Raw genomic sequence first — 18,682 nt, forward strand, 5'->3', positions numbered from 1 at the left:
GAGGAAGATTATGCGTTATCTTTTTACCGGAATTATTCTCGTCATAGCAATCTTGGTGAGCGCCTGCGATAAGAGAAACACGGACAGCGCAACACTTGACGGCGGACAAAAAAATGCTGCGCAATATCAAATAGCACTCGGGATGATGGACGGGATTCCGCCTTCGGGTCAGCAGACATTTAGGAAGAATATTCAGCGCCTTGCCCCGAACTATGGTTTTAACATGGCGCATTCAGGCATGTCGGCCGTTTTACGCGGATATTTCTCCGCTGAAAGTTACAGCGAAGGATCTCTATCGCTTTATTATGTGTTTGACGTTTTGGATGATGATGGACAGCGCCTTCATAGGGTCAATGGCAGCATTACGACAAACACCACAAGCCGCGAGCATTTAGCTGAAAGTGATTATGAGAAGATCGCTGTCGATCTTTTGTCAAAACTACAAAAATGGCGTAATCGACGGTAAATGTTATTCGGTATGATTTGGCTCAGGTTTGAAAGCCTCATTGCTTACGATTGGCCCAATAGCCAGCAAGCAGGGAACCGCTCAAATTATGCCATACACTGAAAATCGCTCCCGGAATAGCAGCTATTGGATTCAGTGCTGCAGCACTGACCAATACCACCGCAAGTCCTGAATTCTCCATACCGATTTCAAATGTTACCGCCCGGCTTTGCGGTTCTGAAAGACCGAACAAACGGCTCAAAGCATAGCCGAACGCCAATCCCAAACCGTTATGAAGGACGACAGCTAGAAAAGCGATGATTGCCACACTGGCAAGATTGTTCGCATTACCTGCAACCACCGCCATAATAATGATGATGATTGCGATGATGGATATGATCGGCACCAATGGCTGTATACGAGCGACGAATTTTTCCATAGTTGTATGAAGAAAAACACCAATAGCTACCGGCAGAATGATGACCGCCAAGATACCGATAAACATAGACCAAACATCGACTTGGATATAAGAACCTGCAAGAAGATAAAAACTGACCGGTGTCAAAAGCGGCGATAAAACCGTTATAATGCTGGTCAGTGTTACTGAAAGTGCTGTATCGCCCCGCGCAATAAATGTCATGACGTTCGAGGCAGTCCCACTCGGGCAGCATCCCACCAAAATTAAACCGATAGCCAGTGCGTCTGGAAGCTGCAGAAGATGCGCGAGAGTGAATGCAATCAAAGGCATCAAAACACAACGCATCACAACGCCAAGACAGATGATACCGGGTCGTGTGAAGACGAGCTTAAAATCACCCGGCGACATTGTCAGCCCCATACCTAACATGACCAACCCCAACAACCACGAAACATAAGAGCCAAGTTTCAAAGCAAGAACGGCTTGTGGCTGTAGAAATGCAAATCCAGCGAAGGCGATGACCAACAAAGGAAAAAACTTTGTAACAAATTGTGCAAATATCTTCATTCAACTGACTTTCAATACAAAGTTCTATGCGGCTTGCATGCACATTCATAACAACCACATATCGCATCAAATGTTAAGCATCGCTGGCCAATTCCACAGTTGGAGCTATCGACAATACAATTCTTAAGGCTTTTATATCCAACATAGCACCTATTTTTCGCAAAATGCTGAGCTTCAAAGTACAATTTGGTCGTGACCACCTTGATACAAAACAAAACTCTGTGAGTGGAAAAACCATTGCGCATGCAGAAAAATCCACAGTGCGGCAATTGCTCCCTTGCAATCTCTTAGCAAAAAGTTAAAAACGCAGGAGCAATCCCATTACGATCAAGCCAGAGGCCAAGTCATGAAACTTTTCTGCGGCAATTCCAATCCACGCCTTGCCGAGGACGTTGCGAAATATCTCAACATTCCTTTAGGTAAAGCAACTGTCAGGCGTTTCGCCGATCAGGAAATATTCGTTGAATTGCATGAAAATGTTCGCGGTAAGGACGTTTTTGTTCTTCAATCAACATCCTATCCCGCAAATGATCACTTGATGGAATTGCTGATCATGATTGATGCGCTTCGTCGGTCATCCGCGCGACGTATTACTGCTGTGCTCCCCTATTTCGGCTACGCACGACAGGATCGCAAACCCGGACCACGGACACCGATCTCCGCAAAGCTGGTTTCAAATCTCATTACCGAAGCTGGCGCCAACCGTGTTTTAACACTCGATCTTCATGCTGGTCAGATACAAGGTTTCTTCGATATTCCGACCGATAATCTCTATGCTGTTCCGGTCATCGCTCGTGATGTGAAAGCCCATTATTCCCTCGAAAATGTCATGGTTGTTTCGCCTGATGTCGGCGGCGTCGTGCGCGCCCGTTCCCTCGCAAAGCGCTTGGACAGCCTTCTGGCTATCGTTGACAAACGTCGTGACCGCCCGGGTGAATCTGAGGTTATGAATGTCATTGGAGACGTCACGGGTAAAGATTGCCTGTTGCTTGATGATATTGTTGATTCCGGCGGCACCCTTTGTAACGCCGCTGAAGCATTGTTAAACAAGGGTGCCAATAGCGTAACCGCCTATATAACGCACGGTGTCCTTTCTGGCGGTGCCGTCTCGCGTATTACCGGCTCCAAGCTTAAAGAACTGGTGATAACCGATTCTATCATGCCGACACCGGCTATCGAGCAGGCACATAACATCCGTGTTCTGCCAATCGCCGATCTTATCGGTGAAGCTATTTCGAGAACAGCTGCCGAACAATCGGTTTCAAGCTTATTCGATTGATCAGCACTGTAAAATGATTATCGCAATAGTCATTGCGATAATCTGGCGCGGGTCCTTTTTCTCAAGCGAAAGCACGCTTAAAAAATGACATCCTAACGGCACGGATCCGGCTGTGCGATGAAAGCGGCTTCCAATTTGATTGATCCGCTTTACAAGCATTTTCATAGATATCCGAGAAGGCATCGCGAAATTTTTCACTTGCGATGGTCATGCCTATTCAGCAGCATCACGCCCGCATAAAGGATCATCCGGCAAATCGGGGTCTCCCGGTAGGGTCTCTAAACCAAGATCGGGAAAAACCGCTATGCGTTTACCGCCAAAATCGGTTCGCACAACCAGCAGGCCTCGTTCTTCAAAATAGGTTAAGAGTCGTCGTGCCCGGCTGATAGAATGCGTTCCATAAAGGCGCGCCAAGGTCGCATCTGGAGGACAAGGTTTTCCCGTTACCGCTGCTTGTGCAACGCTGAGAAAGACACCTTGAATATCGTCAGTCAAGCTTTCAGATAGCTGAAGTGCCATTTTCCAACCTTCACCAGCAGCTGCATCATCATCAATAGCCGCCTGTGCAACCGCCAGTTTGCGGCGAAACTGAGCGAGATCAAGCGGTGCACCAGTTACGCGATGAATCCTGCATCGCACCAGAAAATCCTGATAGAGGACAGCGACCGATCTGTATGCTGCTTCAGGATCATCGACAATTTCCCGCATGACCATATCCAACTGCGCATCGCGTTCGGCCTGCGAGATTTCTGGAAACAGACTTTGTTCCTCAACCGGCTCCTCCTGCTTTTGGCGCACGACCTCTTCTAATATTTCATTGGTGGGCTTGGGTGGTGGGGGCGGAGGGGCGCGCCGTACCGGTGTGATAATTTCGGCAGGAGATGGCGTAAAGATAAGATCCTTCGCATCAACAGATGCTACCGGTAATGGCATAAGCTTCGGACTAGTAGAACGTGCGGAGGTTTCTACGGCTCCAATAACCATAGGAAGCGGACGGCGAGAAAGGGCCGGCCCTAACGCCACAAAATGTCCGCGCTCCAAATCCCTGAACATTTCAGCCTGGCGCCGATCCATGCCGAGAAGATCGGCCGCTCGTGCCATATCAATATCAAGGAATGTACGACCCATGAGGAAGTTGGAGGCTTCAGCAGCAACATTTTTGGCAAGTTTTGCAAGTCTCTGTGTCGCAATCACACCAGCCAAACCGCGTTTTCTGCCGCGGCACATCAAATTGGTCATGGCGCCAAGAGATACTTTGCGCGCTTCGTCTGACACTTCGCCAGCAGCAGCAGGTGCAAAAAGCTGCGCTTCGTCAACAACAACCAGCATAGGATACCAATAATCGCGCTCAGCATCGAATAACCCGCCGAGAAACGCAGCCGCCGCACGCATCTGCTGTTCCGTATCCAGTCCTTCGAGGTTAAGTACCACTGACACGCGGTGTTGACGAATGCGGTTGGCAATACGTGTCAATTCCTGTTCAGTTCGCTGGGCTTCAACCACCACATGCCCGAACTTGTCAGCCAGAGTGACAAAATCGCCCTCGGGGTCGATAACGCATTGCTGCACCCATTGCGCGCTCTGTTCCAAGAGGCGACGCAACAAATGTGACTTACCGGAACCTGAATTTCCCTGCACCAGCAGACGGGTTGCCAAAAGCTCTTCCAGGTCAACCATTGCAGACGCGGATTTGGCTAGCGCCCCACGCTCAACAATGGTTCCTAGATCGATCTCGACTTTCATGGCGTGCCTATTATCCGGTAAACAACGATGCCGGAGCAAATTTGACTGATTCTTTTTGCATATGTCCTTCTACCATCTCATTCAAGAAAGAGGTAAAAATCATCATTTTTCCCACAACTCTTGCATGAAAGACGTGATTGGACTATAGAACCGCAATCTGCGTAGACACCCTTGGAGGCAACGCAGAATGAAAGAGCCTAGAAACTTAGCGCAATTTCATATTCATGTAAGGTAACAGATCGTTTCTGTCATGAATCTCCAATTTTTGAAAAGGACTTAGCCATGAGCAAAGGTTACACACTCAAGGCCGAAGCACGCGAACGGGTTGGTAAGGGGTCCTCCCGTGAACTTCGCCGCAACGGTCTCATTCCTGCTGTCATTTATGGTGACAAGCAATCCCCGATTGCAATTGCCGTTCCTTATAAGGAAGTTTACTACAAGATCCATGGCGGTGGTTTCCGTACCACTGTTGCAACGATCGAAGTTGGCAATGAAAAGATTCAGGTTCTTCCCAAGGACTATCAGTTGGATCCGGTACGCGATTTCCCGATGCATGTTGATTTTCTGCGTGTTTCTGCAAAGTCTGTCGTCCACGTCAATATCCCTGTTCACTTCCTTAATGAAGAAGCTGCACCTGGTATCAAGCGCGGCGGTGTGTTGAACATCGTTCGCCACGAAGTTGAATTTACGGCTCCGGCAAATGCCATCCCTGATGCGATTGAAGTTGATCTGACCGGTTATGAAGTCGGTGATTCTATCCATATTTCGGCGGTTAAGCTCCCGAAGGGCGTTACACCGGTTATTCAGGACCGTGACTTCACCATTGCAACCGTTGCTGCGCCTGCAGCTCTGCGTTCAGAAGATGAAGAAGCAACTGCAGAAGGTTCTGCTGAAGCTGAAGCAAAGCCAGAATAATCATGATCAGGCGGGAATCTTTCCCGCCTTTTTTATCTGACCGGAGGCATCCATATGTTGCTCATTGTCGGACTTGGGAATCCCGGTGCCCAATATCAAAACAATCGGCATAATATTGGCTTTATGGCTGTTGATGAAATTCAACAGGCCCAGCGTTTTTCTCCATGGTCCAAAAAATTCCAAGCTGATATTTCCGATGGCAGCATCGGCGGTGAAAAATACCTGCTGATGAAACCTCAGACATTTATGAATCTTTCTGGACAAGCTGTTGGCGAAGCCATACGGTTTTATAAACTGTCTTTGAATGACCTTATCGTCATCTATGATGAACTTGACCTTGCTCCCGGTAAAATACGCATCAAAACCGGTGGAGGTTCCGGTGGGCATAACGGTATCAAATCAATCGATGCCCATTGCGGCAACGCATACCGCCGTGTACGCCTTGGAATTGGCCATCCGGGTGCCAAAGAACTTGTCCACAACCATGTCTTGGGGAATTTTTCAAAGGGCGATCAGGATTGGCTTTATCCTTTATTGAAATCGATTGGCGAAAATATAACGATGTTAGGTCAAGGTGACGACAACAGCTTCATGAATAAAGTTGCTCTTGCACTGGGCAATGGTGATCAACGAAAACTGGCCACGGAAAAAAATGCCGTCCCGAAGCCGGCGAAAAGCCATATTCGTCAGGCGCGAGAAAACAAAAAAGTTGAGCTTCCACAGTCAGGACCGATGGCAGACATGCTAAAGCGGCTTTTCAAAAAAGATTGAATTAAAGCGTAAACGCATCTGATCACATAACGCTTTTTGCAGCCGCTCATTCAGACCAGTTTGCCAGTTGCGAATGGCGAGTGACGTTATCACTTGCCTTTAACAACCCCGGCCCGAAATACTTCACCCAATGAAATGACCAGCGTGCAAACGGCAACGAGAATGAGTGATGTTGCTGCGGCTGCAGGCATATCGGTTCCAGTCTCCGATATCTTTGAATACAGCACCAGCGGTAAAATATTGACTTGCGTACCGACAAGAGCAAGAGCTGTACCATAAGCCCCGATGGCGACCGTTGCCGTCAAACAAAAGGCCGCGACAACGCTCGGCATGATTTGCGGCAGCATAATGCCCCAAAAAGCACGAATACGATGTGCGCCTAAAGAGCGTGCTGCCAAAACCTGGTTTTTATCAAAATTTATCAAAGCAGGCAGGACCACCAAGACAACGCGCGGCACTAAATAATAAGAATAAGCAAGCGCCAAGCCTGAAGGAGAATAGATAAACGCTCCCGTCACGGCAGGATCAAAACCGATTTTCTGCAACAGCATAATCACAAAACCAGAACGGCCCAGAAGCAGGATAAAACCATAGGCTACGATTAGTCCTGAAAATGTCAGCGGAAGTGAGATTGCGATCAAAGCCGCCGACCGCTTGCCAGCGGAGAATTTTGCCAAAACCATTGCCACACAAAGCCCGATACAGACCGACAAAAGCGGCGCAGAGATACCGAGAATGATCGTTCCATAAAGCCCGTTCCAAAAAATACGGTCTGAGAACAAACGGACAAAAGCTGCACCACCATCGGTGAAGGCGCTGAGAAGGACAGTTGCGACAGGCAGGAGAAAAAATAATATAAACACAGCAATGCCCGGCAAAGCAAAACCAAACAACATTTTTCTGGATGCACGGACCGACATGTGTTTCCTCTTAAGCGTGATAAGCAAGTAGTAATTCAAAGCAGATGTTAAACAAAAACGGGCGACGTTCGCCGAACTATCTCACACGACAGTCCGGCGAAACATTTATTGTCCAAGAACTTCTTTAGCCCAGCCAGAATCGATCTCACCTTTGCGCGCTGTGGCTTTTTCGATGTCTAGCGGTTTGACCTGCGGTGCCGGCGGCATTTTGTCAGCAACGTCTGACGGCAAATCAACGCCTGGAACAGATGGACGTACATAACCTTCAGCAAAAATCTTCTGTCCCATATCACTCATCACAAAATTGAGCCATAATTTCCCAGCGTCCGGGTTTGGGCCGTTCTTTACCAACGACATGGCGTAGGGTGCCGCGGCAGAAGCTTCTTTAGGAATGACAACAGCGATATCATCGCCCATGCCATCGACATATTTGGCTTTCAAACCATCGTTTTCATAGCCAATCCAGATTGGGATTTCTCCCTTGAGGAACTGCGCATAAGGTGTGGTGCCAACCGTTCTTAAGACATTGCCAGACTTGGACAATTTACCCAGATATTCGATACCCGGCTTGACATCATCCATAGTGCCACCAGCACCAAAATTGGCAGCGAAGGCAACGACCTGTCCTTGCCCCGTCGAACGCGGATCAAGATAAACGATGCTGTTCTTATATTCCGGTTTTAAAAGATCTGACCATCCCTCAGGAATATCCTTGACCAATTTTTTATTGATCAGAAAGGCGACCGATAGGGTATGGACTGTGAACCATTCATTGTTTTCATGATGTAATTCGGCAGGAAGCTTTTCACCGTTAACAGGCTTGAAGCCTTCGACGACACCAGCTTTCGCCGCATCTAACGCTGAACTTGCAAAGTAATACGCCGTATCGGCCTGCGGGCGGTTACGGGATTTATCAAGAGCAACAACTGTTGCTGCTGAACCTATGTCGTTATAAACCACTTCAATACCAGGATACCGTTTTTGAAAAGCCTTGAATTGGCCTGCCCAGTTTGCCCAAGTAGGGCCTGTATCAAAGGATACAACCATGCCATGTTCGACAGCGTTTTTATAAAGGGCGGCCTCTCCATCATAGAGTTCAGGGCCCGTGAGTTCTTGTGCCAAAGCGTTTGATCCCACAAGGGCAAAAGAAGCGCCGACCACAGTCATCAAAAATTGTCTTCTTAACATCATCTTTCCTCTCCGTTATTTCTTATCCAGCGGCAGTAAGCGCACCGCCTCTGGCGGTATCATGATGCTTTCAACGGCATCACGAATATGGGTTTCTATTTTTATCAGCGCCTCACCAACCTTCAAATCCACCCTGCGGATCGGCCCTAAATACCGATCAGCAACAACATGGCCTTTGAAATACCCCGGATTGGTGGAAGGTGCGGTTGGCACAATACGCTCAGGTCTCACCAAAACAGTTACACCATCGCCTTTTTGATAAGGTGAGGTTTCACAGCGGATTATACCCAAACTTGTTTCTACCAGTCCGTTATCGACGACTTTACCGTTCCAAAGATTGGACTGACCGACAAAGGCAGCAACATCGGCATTGACCGGTGTTTCATAAAGCGCATGGGGCGTACCAATCTGGACAATCTGTCCATCGCGCATTACTGCAACTTTGTCAGCAATTGATAAAGCCTCTTCCTGATCGTGGGTAACCAGCAAGGTTGCGATATTGGCGGCTCTTTGCACGCGCAATATTTCATCACGCATATCCGATCGCAAACCGGCATCAAGTGCCGAAAGCGGTTCGTCAAGGAGCAACCCCAGCGGTTGAAAAACCAAAGCACGCGCTAAAGCAACACGCTGCTGCTGACCACCGGAAAGTGCAGCCGGATAGGCATCGACACGATGGCCCATTCCTACGCGTTCAAGCATTTCAACAGCTTGGTTGCGACGTTCTGTTTTGTTGATACCCCGCACTTTAAGCGGATAAGCAACATTTTCCCAAAGCCGCATGTGGGGAAACAGAGAATAGGATTGAAATACGACGCCGAGTTCACGCTTTTCGGGCGCCAAACCAGAAACATCCTTCCCATTGATACGAATACTGCCTTTTTGCGCTGCGATGAAGCCGGCAATTAAACGCAAGATGGTAGTTTTACCAGAACCAGAGGCACCTATGACAGCCAACAGCTCTCCGCGACCAATTTCTAAACTTATGTCGCGAACACCTGTCGTTGTACCAGGATAATTAAAAGAAACATTTTCGAGACTGAGAACCATGAGGCAACCTTAAACAGAATGAACGCGTGAGAAACGGGTGGCAACGCTGCTGGCAATCGACGCGATAGCCGCCAAAAGCAACAAAATGACGGTTGCCGCACATGCAAACCCAGTGGCCCCATAAAACGCTTGCAACAATACAACCGGATATGTGCGTGACATAAAGCCGGATATTAAATTGGAAAGCTGAAACTCGCCGATTGACAAGGCAGCAACGGTTAAACTTGTTGCCATAAGGCTTGGTCCTAAAAGCGGAATTGTCACATCCCACAGGCGACGAAAAAAAGGCGCCCCTAAAGACGAGGCCGCGGTTTCATAGTTTTCAAGATGCAGTTGATCCATATCGGCATTCAGAGCCGTCACGGTATATGGCAATGTCAAAACCAGATGCCCGGCTGTTAAAAGCCAAAAGCTTCCAAGCCACGGCATTGCATCTGATGAAAAAAGCAGAATGAATCCAAATGCCAACACCAATTCCGGAACGGCAATCGGTAACAGTGTTGCTAAGCGCGCGGCAACTTTTACACCACCCTTGGCACCCATATGAATGGCGTAAGCTAATGGCATCCCAATGAGTATGTTCAATACACAGGTCACGCCCACAACTTTTAAACTGGTAATGAAAGCCCTTTTGAAAGACGGATCATCCAAGACATTCTGATACCATTGCAAGCTGAAACCATGCGGCAGCAATGTATTGGTCCACACATCACCGAAAGAACCAACCAGCAGCAGCAAAACCGGCGCTATTAAAAAAATCAGATAGGCAATTGCGACATAATACAAAACGTTTGCCAGTCCTCTAAAAAGAAATCGTCATCACCCAATGACAACTTTGTTAAATGGAGCCTTCCCCGCTGAAGGCAATGGAAACCGTCATGCCCCGCTGATATGACAGTTATATTACAAAACGTTATTTATTTTACACAGCCAACAATCTTTCAGCAATGCATTTCATCACTTCACCCACCGTATCGACGTAAATGACACCTTTTACCTCGGGTGCATGTTCCATCGCGAGCACAAGCCGCTCAAATTGCAAACCCAAGGCCATTTCAGATATCGTCCCGACACCGCCACCGATTGCCACCAACACTAACGCTGCCCGCGCAATCAAAGCGTTGCGCGCCGGACCTATACCTGTTGCAATCGGTACGGCAACATAAGGATTGGCAAAGTGCCACTCGCCATCGGGCAAAATGCCAACAGGCATACCGCCGGCCTCTGCATGCCCCTTACAAGCAGCTTCCATGACACCGTTTTTACCCCCGCATATCAACTGGATGCCATGTTCGGCATAAGCACGTCCCAACGATTCTGCCAATTCACACTCCCGGGCCGTGGCTTCACGCGGGCCAATAATGGCGATAGGTACCCCGCGCAATTTTTTCTTTTGCGCCATTTTCTTCAAAGCTTCGACAGGGCTGACATTAACAAGTAATCCGTTATCGGGCTGAACACCTTCAATCCATTGCAGAAGATGAGGATCAAAAAGCTTACCATCTTTAAAAAGCTGGCCCTCACCTTCATACCATTGTAAATACGCCATAATTGACTTCTTTCTTTCGATTGTTCTGTTAGAATGTAAGAAAATTTACACGGAGGATAAAGCAACGGCATGACGGAATCCAGCCATGAATTGACAGAAAGACAACGTGAGATCATTTCGATGATAACACGCGATGGCTATTGTCCTCTGGAGAAACTAGCACTGCATTTCAATGTTTCTACGCAATCCGTACGTCGCGATGTCGTCTTTCTGGATTCAATCGGACTTGTTCAAAGGTTTCATGGTGGTGCAGGGTCTTTAAAACAATTTGGCCGCTCGCATTACAGCGTCAAACAAAATGAAGCCGTCAAAGCCAAACAAAAGATTGCACAAAAAGCCTGCTCTCTACTGCAAGCAGGCGATGTTGTTTTCATTGATGTCGGAACAACCACAGAAACTCTCGCACGAGCATTATCTGATCTCGACCTGCCGTTAACAGTCTTTACAAGCAGCATTTCAGCTGCTGCTATTCTTGCTGGCAACGATTTGATTACACTGAATATACCCGGTGGTTTTATCCGCTCCATTGATGGTGCCATTGTCGGTTCACAAACTGTTCAAGCTTTGGAGGCATTCCGTTTCAACCTGTCGTTCATTGCTTTTTCAGGTTTTGATCCTGATGGCGCTTTAACAGACTTCGATTTGGAAAAGATTGCTGTCAAACAGGCAGCCATGCGCCGTTCTGAACGGTCAATAGCGTTAGGCGACAAACGAAAATTCACCAGAAACGCTTTGGGGAAGATTGCCGCGCTGCAAGATTTTAGCACAATCATCACTGATAGCCTTCCCGCTGCAATCGAAGACGTTTGGCGAAATAAAACGCAGTTCATACAAACAGACAATGCATAAAAAAAAGCAGGTTTCTTAAGAAACCTGCTTTTTTTGGGAAGGTGGGATATTCGTTCAGGCAAGGCCACCCGAGCCATGTTGCTGCACGATTACGCGCGTTCCTTCAGGAACACGGCCATAAAGATCAATAATATCCTGATTGAGCAAACGGATACAACCACTCGATACGGCTTTACCAATCGACCACGCTTCATGAGAGCCGTGGATACGGAACAGTGTATCTTGCCCATTCTTAAAGAGATAAAGTGCGCGCGCACCCAACGGATTGTCTGGGCCAGCCGGCATCCCCTGCCCTAAATGACCGTAGCGATCTGGTTCACGTGCCATCATTGCTGGTGTCGGGGTCCAGCGCGGCCATTGGCGCTTATACTGCACGACGGCCTCACCTTCGAGCTCAAGTCCGGCTTTACCAACGCCAATACCGTAGCGCAGTGCGCGGCCATTGACACCTACCAGATACAGAAAGCGTGCTTGTGTGTCCACGACCAGCGTCCCCGGTGTATAAGGTGAATTATAGGAAACCTCCTGACGCCAGAACTGCGGGTTGATCTTGCTCATGTCGATAGCGGGTAAAGGATATGGCTCGTTTGTGACAGGGCCATAGAGCGCCCTTATTTCAGGCGGCACATTCCAACTAGGCTGAGCCTGATTGACAGGACGGTTATGTTGATTGGTCACACAACCAGCGAGTGCCAATGGTGCGGCAATCAAAAATGAGCGGCGAGACAGGTGTCCCATGACTTCTCCAATAAATTTTAACTTCTTATCTTGCTAACGTGCAAAGCTTAGCACTGAGTTAATGCCAAATAGGGCATTTTTATGCGTTAGCGATATTAGACGATAAAACTTTATCAACTGTATCTTTTTCGCATCATAAACATGCGCGACACTGGCTTGTTTTGAAAAACATGCTATAGATCCGCCTCAAATCATTAAGCTTTATTAGAACAGAATTGCGAGTGTGCTCATGGGTTTTAAATGTGGTATTGTTGGGTTGCCCAATGTTGGAAAATCCACCCTTTTCAACGCGTTGACAAAGACAGCCGCAGCACAGGCTGCCAATTACCCTTTCTGCACCATCGAACCGAATACGGGCGAGGTCGCAGTTCCTGATCCGCGTATGAAGAAAATTGCCGCGATAGCCGGTTCTAAGGAAATCATACCAACACGCATCAGCTTTGTTGACATTGCCGGGCTTGTCCGTGGCGCGTCGAAAGGCGAAGGTTTGGGAAACCAGTTTCTGGCCAACATCCGTGAAGTCGATGCCATCGTGCATGTGCTGCGTTGTTTTGAAGATGAAGACATCACCCATGTCGAGGGACGGATAGATCCGGTATCGGATGCAGCCACAGTTGAAACTGAATTAATGCTTTCTGACCTTGAAAGCCTTGAGCGCCGTATAACGCAGATCCGAAAACGTGCAACCGGCAAGGACAAGGAAGCGCTGACGGTTCTGCCAATGATGGAAGCTTCCTTGGAACTTCTTCAAGAGGGCAAGCCTGTACGCCTCCTGCTCAAAGACCTATCGCCAGAAGATCGTATCATTCTTGATGGGCTGAACCTTTTAACCTCAAAACCGGTTTTATATGTCTGCAACGTAGCGGAAGGTGATGCATCGGAAGGAAATGCATTTACCAAAGCAGTCGACACGATGGCGGCAGAACAAGGTGCTGAAACGGTTATCATTTCAGCCGCGATTGAAGCGGAAGTTGCACAACTACCCGATGCGGAAGCCGCTGAATATCTCGAGGCGATGGGCTTACATGAACCCGGCTTGGATCGTTTGATCCGCGCGGGATATCATTTGCTTGACCTTATTACCTATTTTACGTGCGGCCCTAAAGAAACCCGTGCATGGACAATCAAACGTGGCACCAAAGCACCACAAGCTGCGGGTGTTATCCATTCAGACTTTGAGCGTGGATTTATTCGTGCACAAACGATCGCCTTTGATGACTATGTTGCACTGGGTGGTGAAGTCGCCGCCAAGGAAGCCGGCAAAGCGCGCGATGAAGGCAAAGAATACGTCGTTCAAGATGGCGACGTCATGTTGTTCCGCCATAATACATAAATTCAAAGCCATATCCGGTATTCTAGAAATACCGGATATGGCTTCAATCCGTGACTTTGAAATTTCCGCCACCCTGATTTGAGAATTATTCGTATTTTTCTTGGCGGGCAAAATTGAGTGAATCGGTTTAAATAAAATGAAGGATTCACTCGTTTTTTCAGGCACTTTTCGAACGAAAAGTCGTTCAACTTTTTCTGGAACTACTCAGAAATTATAGCTTCCAACTGCCTTCATATTTAAATTCAGGCGCTGCCATCAAGCTGTCCTTGCTTGCATTGGTGACAATCTTCCACGAACCATTATCGTTGGTCATGCGGACTGTCGCTGGATCGACGACAACATAACGTTCCCCCATACCAAGAAAGCCGCCGACACCGATAACAATGCCTTCGACCTGATTTTGACGGATGACAACATCTTTGATCTCACCAATTGTTTCGTTCTGCATGTTCTGCACATTGGTGTTGATCAAACTTGAAGCGACGAAATCCGTATCGGCTGGTGTCACATATTGTGCGGCCATATCTGTTGTTGGCTGGCTTGCTTCAGTTGCCGGGCGTGTAGCCGGCTCGTTGGGCATGGTTGATGATTGAGCGAAAGCTGAGCCTGCAAGAGCCGTTGTCATAAGTGCCATAAGCGCGATTTTCTTCATTTTAGTACCTCCGTTAAACACTTAGACTAAATGTTTGCTTGTCAATAAGGTTCCAATCAGCCTTTAACCGTCAGTAAAGGCTTGAAGCGGGCTACACGAGACGCCATTTGATTGTCTTCCATTGTAACGACAACATTTTCTACCGAACGATAAGCTGCTGGCGCTTCTTCCTGCATACGCTTTTCGATTTCGCCAACAATGTCAGGACGGGCTTTGACACGTGGATCATTTAGATTGATCGGGCCAACAACTGTTAAATGTTTTGGAATGTGCACATCACGGCGTGCCTCAGTTCGCGACAGTTTACGTCCGGCACCATGTGCTGATGATGACAAAGTCTCCTTATTGCCCAAGCCTTTCAAAAGCCAGCTACAATCCCCCATTGAACCGGGCAGAATAACCGGTTCACCTTGCCATTCATAAGGACTGCCCGAAAGCTGTCCGATACCGCGAGCCGGACAGGAACCCTTTCTATGTCGGTACACATCCGCGTCTTTCCAGATCATATTATGCGCGGAATCATAGATTAAATGATGATTGACTGAGCGTCCGATTGTTTTCGACAAAGCTTGAATAGCGCCTAAGCCAATGAAAAAACGGTTAGCCAAAGCTATATTTGCGGCATTTGCCATGGCATTTTCATAACGGCACATCAAATTTTTATCATGAGCGCGCTCTAATATTCTATGATCCACCAAACCGGTACGCCGGACTAATCTCTCGCCGACAACACTGCCAACGCGCTGCCCAAAGTCGAGTGAACCGCTGTGCACAATAAGAACAATGGAATCTTTCTCCAAACCGACAGCATATGCAAATGCTCCATCGCATATCTGGTCCACCGTACAAAAATCGACAAAGTGATTTCCGCCGCCTATGGTACCCAATATCGCGTCATGACGGAATATATCAGGGTCTTTGACATAAGCTTCAAAGTCCGGATCGATATGAGTCGTTGGGAAAAATCCGTCATCGGCCTGCCTTGCACAATCCGCCCATGCTCTTGCCATATCAACGTTGCACAAAAGGCCTCGACGATCTCGCAAAGCGCTTTCTAATAAGCCTGGCATTCCTTCACGAAGAATGGCAGCGCGATTTCTTCCGTTTAAAGCGATATTACGCCCGCCTTGAAAAAAGATATGACGCAAATAACCCTCAAGGGCCTTTGTCAGTTGCCAATCTTTGATATTTTCAAGGACGATCAAACGCATGCCACAGCCAATATCATTTCCAATAAGATGTGGCAGCATTGCGTGTTTTACGTCAGCGACAATGCCGACCGGCACAGGTTTACCCGCATGAAAGTCGGGGGTGGTTATGATTTTTTCAATAGAACCTTCGGTAAAACCAGATACATCCGGCAACGCTGCAGATAAGTCTGCAAGTGCTTGGTTGAACTGTCGTTCAGGCTCATCTTTTGCCGTAAAACAATAAACTTCATGGCCGGAAACACGATATATGTTTCCAGCGCCTTTACTTTGGAAGGACATAAGACTTTTCCGTGATTGTTGGGTTCAGCAGCCGCAGCAATACGAAGAGAAGCGCTGGATATCACAAAATCCAGTCAATAACAACGCGCAAGATTGAATGCTTAGATGCATTCCTTGCTCATTCAGCCACCTTCATAGGAAACAAGCGTGCGGACATCCACGCCAAGCTTACCGAGCTTTTCTGCACCACCAAGATCCGGCAGATTGATCACAAAACAAGCGGCCACGATTTCGGCCCCCATTCGTTTTAACAATTCTGCTGCGGCAACTGCAGTTCCACCCGTCGCAATTAAATCATCAACGAGAACCACACGCTCGCCCGGTTTAATGGCATCTCGATGCATTTCCATCTCGTCAATACCATATTCAAGACTGTAGGCTATGCGGACTGTGTCGTATGGCAATTTGCCTTTTTTACGGATGGGAACAAAGCCGGAAGATAATTGATGGGCAACCGCCCCCCCGAGAATAAAACCCCGTGCTTCGATACCGGCTATCTTATCGACCTTCAAACCAACATAGGGATGAACAAGCGCGTCAATGGAACGGCGGAAAGCAGACGCGTTCCCGAGAAGCGTTGTGATGTCGCGAAACTTCACTCCGGGTTTGGGATAATCCGGTATCGTGCGGATAGCCGCCTTTAAGGTTTCTTCAAGCGTTTCGTTGTTCATCTGGGTCTTTATCCAATTCATTCCAAATCCGTCTTTTTACCGCATAGCTTAAAACGGCAAAGACAAGCAAAAACAAGATAACCCGAAAACCGGTTTTCTTGCGTGTTTCCATATGTGGATCAGCAGTCCACGTCAAAAATGCTGACACGTCGCGCGCATAATTTTCTACCGTTTCGGCCGTACCATCTTCATAACCAACAATGCTGTCGCTCAATGGAGGAGCCATAGCCAGCGTTGAACCTGAGATGAAATAAGGATTGTACCAATTGCCATCCGCAACCTCGGTTCCTTCAGGCGGATTCTGATACCCGGTCAACAGCCCGGTAATGTAGTCGGGACCGGCAGAGCTGTAATTGGTAAGGACATCAGCAATAAAGGCGGGAAAAGGCAACGACACCGCGCGTGCCCGCGCCATAAGGGAAAGATCTCCCGGAAGAGCACCGTTATTTGCGAATTTTGCCAATTCGTCATTTGCAAAGGGTGACGGAAAATAGTCCGTAGGCTGACCGGCGCGTGTGAACATTTCCCCTTCACTATTCGGGCCGTCTGTCACTTCGTATTGACGTGCAAAGGCTTTGATTTGCTCATCATTATAGCCAAGTGCTTTCAAATCTCGAAAGGCAACATATTTCAACGAGTGGCAGGTCGAGCAAACTTCTTTATAGACTTTCAAGCCTCGTTGCAGCTGTGCTCTATCGAATGTGCCAAACGGCCCCGAAAAACTCCAAGTCTGTTTTTCCGGCGGTTGAAGAGGATAATGAACCAATCCCTCCTCAGCAGAGGCATTGGACAAAAGACCCAGCAGAATCATTAACAGCACAGCAAATACATGTTTTACCATAGCCGCCCCCGGCTTGCGCTTTTTTGCGCCATGTCTTCACTGATTGAAGCTGGAGGCTTTTGCACTTTTTCCAACTTTGGTAAAAGCGGCATGACAATGAGGAAAAAGATAAAATAGTACGCCGTGGCGATTTGCGACCAAAGAACGGTGATATCATCCACCTGCCGCGATCCGAGCCAGCCAAGTAAGACAACGTCGGCAATAAACAGCCAGAAAAACCATCTATATAAAGGTCTATAGCGCGCAGACCGGGTTTTAGAACGGTCCAACCAAGGTACGAATACCAAAACCAGAACCGAGGCAGTGAGAACTAAAACGCCACCAAAAGTCGATGATATTGGCCCAAAATCAAAGTTGATCGCACGCAACATGGCATAGAAAGGCAGAAAATACCATTCCGGCACCACGTGTGACGATGTCTTCATCGTATCGCCGGCAATGAAATTGTCCGGATGCCCCATATAGTCCGGCATAAAAAATAGAAACCACGCAAAGAAAATCAGAAATACACTGATCGCAAAAATATCTTTGACAGTAGCATAAGGAGAAAAAGGTACTGTCTCTTTTTCTGACTGAACGTCAATTCCCGTAGGATTGTTCTGTCCCACTTGATGAACCGCCCAAATATGCATGCCTACCAGAAAGACTAAAATAAAAGGAAAGAGATAGTGCAGCGCATAGAAGCGGTTAAGCGTCGGCTGCCCGACACTGAACCCGCCTAATAAGGTTTCATGCAACCACGGGCCAATGAGCGGAACTGCTTTGAAAAAACCGGAAATGACCGATGCGGCTGACGTTGACATCATACCCCAGACAAGGACATAGCCAAGAAAAGCCGTTGCCATCATGACAAAATAGATGAGAACGCCGATGATCCAGACCAACTCGCGCGGGCGCTTATGCGAACCATAGTAAAGTCCGCGGGCCAGATGAATATAGGCTGCAATGAAAAAGAAGGATGAGCCGACGGCATGCCACGGACCAAAAAGCCAACCGAATTGACCGTCACGCATAAAGCGTTCTCGTGCTTCAAAGGCTAAATCAATATCGGGCACATAGTGCATGGCCATGACGATGCCGGTAAGCACCTGCGACAACAACATCAATGTCAGTATGCCGCCAAAAGTATAAAAATAATTGAGATTGCGGGGAACCGGAAACGAAACGGCAAGATCATGCAGGAAACGGACAACCGGCAAACGTTCATCGAACCAGCGCGCAAGCGGCCCTTTTGGAACATAAGATGAAGGTCTGGTCATCGAA

The 18,682-nt window shown here is 47.9% G+C and carries 19 protein-coding genes; 6 read left to right on the forward strand and 13 right to left on the reverse strand.

The annotated features are described in order from the left end of the window. The first annotated feature begins 10 nt into the window (after window positions 1-10). Window positions 11-466 carry a hypothetical protein gene (locus ACYSNS_RS11480; protein ID WP_461723301.1) on the forward strand — a complete coding sequence of 152 codons (456 nt, stop codon included), beginning with the start codon at window positions 11-13 and terminating at the stop codon, window positions 464-466. A 37-nt stretch (window positions 467-503) separates the two neighbouring features. On the opposite strand, the gene ACYSNS_RS11485 is transcribed toward ACYSNS_RS11480, so the two are convergent. Continuing rightward, window positions 504-1,430 carry a bile acid:sodium symporter family protein gene (locus ACYSNS_RS11485; RefSeq protein ID WP_461723302.1) on the reverse strand — a complete coding sequence of 309 codons (927 nt, stop codon included), beginning with the start codon at window positions 1,428-1,430 and terminating at the stop codon, window positions 504-506. Window positions 1,431-1,776: 346 nt separating this feature from the next. On the opposite strand from ACYSNS_RS11485, the gene ACYSNS_RS11490 reads away from it, so the two are divergent. Next, a complete protein-coding gene (locus ACYSNS_RS11490; protein WP_461723303.1) occupies window positions 1,777-2,709 on the forward strand; it encodes a ribose-phosphate pyrophosphokinase in 933 nt (310 codons plus the stop codon). Between the two features lie 213 nt (window positions 2,710-2,922). Here the strand turns inward: ACYSNS_RS11490 and ACYSNS_RS11495 are convergent, their stop codons facing one another. Beyond that, a complete protein-coding gene (locus ACYSNS_RS11495) occupies window positions 2,923-4,452 on the reverse strand; it encodes a helicase HerA domain-containing protein (RefSeq protein ID WP_461723304.1) in 1,530 nt (509 codons plus the stop codon). A gap of 282 nt (window positions 4,453-4,734) precedes the next feature. Here ACYSNS_RS11495 and ACYSNS_RS11500 point away from each other — a divergent pair, with 282 nt between their 5' ends. Together ACYSNS_RS11500 and pth are read left to right on the forward strand one after the other, a co-directional pair. Then, window positions 4,735-5,367 carry a 50S ribosomal protein L25/general stress protein Ctc gene (locus tag ACYSNS_RS11500; protein ID WP_461723305.1) on the forward strand — a complete coding sequence of 211 codons (633 nt, stop codon included), beginning with the start codon at window positions 4,735-4,737 and terminating at the stop codon, window positions 5,365-5,367. A 54-nt stretch (window positions 5,368-5,421) separates the two neighbouring features. Then, window positions 5,422-6,138, forward strand: coding sequence for an aminoacyl-tRNA hydrolase (gene pth / locus ACYSNS_RS11505; protein ID WP_461723306.1), 717 nt, complete (start codon window positions 5,422-5,424; stop codon window positions 6,136-6,138). Between the two features lie 89 nt (window positions 6,139-6,227). On the opposite strand, the gene ACYSNS_RS11510 is transcribed toward pth, so the two are convergent. The 5 genes from ACYSNS_RS11510 to ACYSNS_RS11530 form a co-directional block, all read right to left on the reverse strand. Next, window positions 6,228-7,058 carry an ABC transporter permease gene (locus ACYSNS_RS11510; protein WP_461723307.1) on the reverse strand — a complete coding sequence of 277 codons (831 nt, stop codon included), beginning with the start codon at window positions 7,056-7,058 and terminating at the stop codon, window positions 6,228-6,230. A gap of 105 nt (window positions 7,059-7,163) precedes the next feature. Continuing rightward, complete coding sequence (locus tag ACYSNS_RS11515) at window positions 7,164-8,249, reverse strand: extracellular solute-binding protein (RefSeq protein WP_461723308.1); 1,086 nt, start codon at window positions 8,247-8,249, stop codon at window positions 7,164-7,166. 12 nt (window positions 8,250-8,261) lie between these two features. Then, entirely contained in the window at window positions 8,262-9,296 is a 1,035-nt protein-coding gene (locus tag ACYSNS_RS11520) for an ABC transporter ATP-binding protein (protein WP_461723309.1), read from the reverse strand. A 9-nt stretch (window positions 9,297-9,305) separates the two neighbouring features. Beyond that, window positions 9,306-10,082 carry an ABC transporter permease gene (locus ACYSNS_RS11525; RefSeq protein WP_461723310.1) on the reverse strand — a complete coding sequence of 259 codons (777 nt, stop codon included), beginning with the start codon at window positions 10,080-10,082 and terminating at the stop codon, window positions 9,306-9,308. 136 nt (window positions 10,083-10,218) lie between these two features. Beyond that, a complete protein-coding gene (locus ACYSNS_RS11530) occupies window positions 10,219-10,845 on the reverse strand; it encodes a TIGR00725 family protein (RefSeq protein ID WP_461723311.1) in 627 nt (208 codons plus the stop codon). Between the two features lie 69 nt (window positions 10,846-10,914). On the opposite strand from ACYSNS_RS11530, the gene ACYSNS_RS11535 reads away from it, so the two are divergent. After that, on the forward strand, window positions 10,915-11,694 hold the full coding sequence (locus ACYSNS_RS11535) for a DeoR/GlpR family DNA-binding transcription regulator (protein WP_461723312.1): 780 nt from the start codon (window positions 10,915-10,917) through the stop codon (window positions 11,692-11,694). A gap of 54 nt (window positions 11,695-11,748) precedes the next feature. Here the strand turns inward: ACYSNS_RS11535 and ACYSNS_RS11540 are convergent, their stop codons facing one another. Beyond that, complete coding sequence (locus ACYSNS_RS11540; RefSeq protein ID WP_461723313.1) at window positions 11,749-12,432, reverse strand: L,D-transpeptidase; 684 nt, start codon at window positions 12,430-12,432, stop codon at window positions 11,749-11,751. Window positions 12,433-12,661: 229 nt separating this feature from the next. Between ACYSNS_RS11540 and ychF the strand changes: the two genes are divergently transcribed. Then, window positions 12,662-13,765: a redox-regulated ATPase YchF gene (gene ychF / locus ACYSNS_RS11545; RefSeq protein WP_461723314.1), complete on the forward strand. Its 1,104-nt coding sequence runs from the start codon at window positions 12,662-12,664 to the stop codon at window positions 13,763-13,765. A gap of 211 nt (window positions 13,766-13,976) precedes the next feature. Here ychF and ACYSNS_RS11550 read toward each other — a convergent pair whose 3' ends face one another. From ACYSNS_RS11550 to ACYSNS_RS11570, 5 genes are all read right to left on the reverse strand, one after another. Beyond that, window positions 13,977-14,417 carry a PRC-barrel domain-containing protein gene (locus ACYSNS_RS11550; RefSeq protein ID WP_461723315.1) on the reverse strand — a complete coding sequence of 147 codons (441 nt, stop codon included), beginning with the start codon at window positions 14,415-14,417 and terminating at the stop codon, window positions 13,977-13,979. 56 nt (window positions 14,418-14,473) lie between these two features. Further along, the gene (locus ACYSNS_RS11555; protein WP_461723316.1) at window positions 14,474-15,907 is read right to left on the reverse strand and encodes an RtcB family protein; all 1,434 of its coding nucleotides are present in this window, start codon (window positions 15,905-15,907) and stop codon (window positions 14,474-14,476) included. Between the two features lie 122 nt (window positions 15,908-16,029). Beyond that, a complete protein-coding gene (locus ACYSNS_RS11560; protein WP_461723317.1) occupies window positions 16,030-16,578 on the reverse strand; it encodes an adenine phosphoribosyltransferase in 549 nt (182 codons plus the stop codon). Further along, the gene (locus tag ACYSNS_RS11565) at window positions 16,559-17,419 is read right to left on the reverse strand and encodes a cytochrome c1 (RefSeq protein ID WP_461723318.1); all 861 of its coding nucleotides are present in this window, start codon (window positions 17,417-17,419) and stop codon (window positions 16,559-16,561) included. The genes ACYSNS_RS11560 and ACYSNS_RS11565 overlap by 20 nt, the downstream gene beginning before the upstream one ends. Beyond that, window positions 17,413-18,678 carry a cytochrome b gene (locus ACYSNS_RS11570; protein WP_461723319.1) on the reverse strand — a complete coding sequence of 422 codons (1,266 nt, stop codon included), beginning with the start codon at window positions 18,676-18,678 and terminating at the stop codon, window positions 17,413-17,415. Before ACYSNS_RS11570 ends, ACYSNS_RS11565 begins: the two co-directional genes overlap by 7 nt. Window positions 18,679-18,682: the final 4 nt, after the last annotated feature.

The organism is Bartonella sp. LJL80, assembly GCF_054871565.1.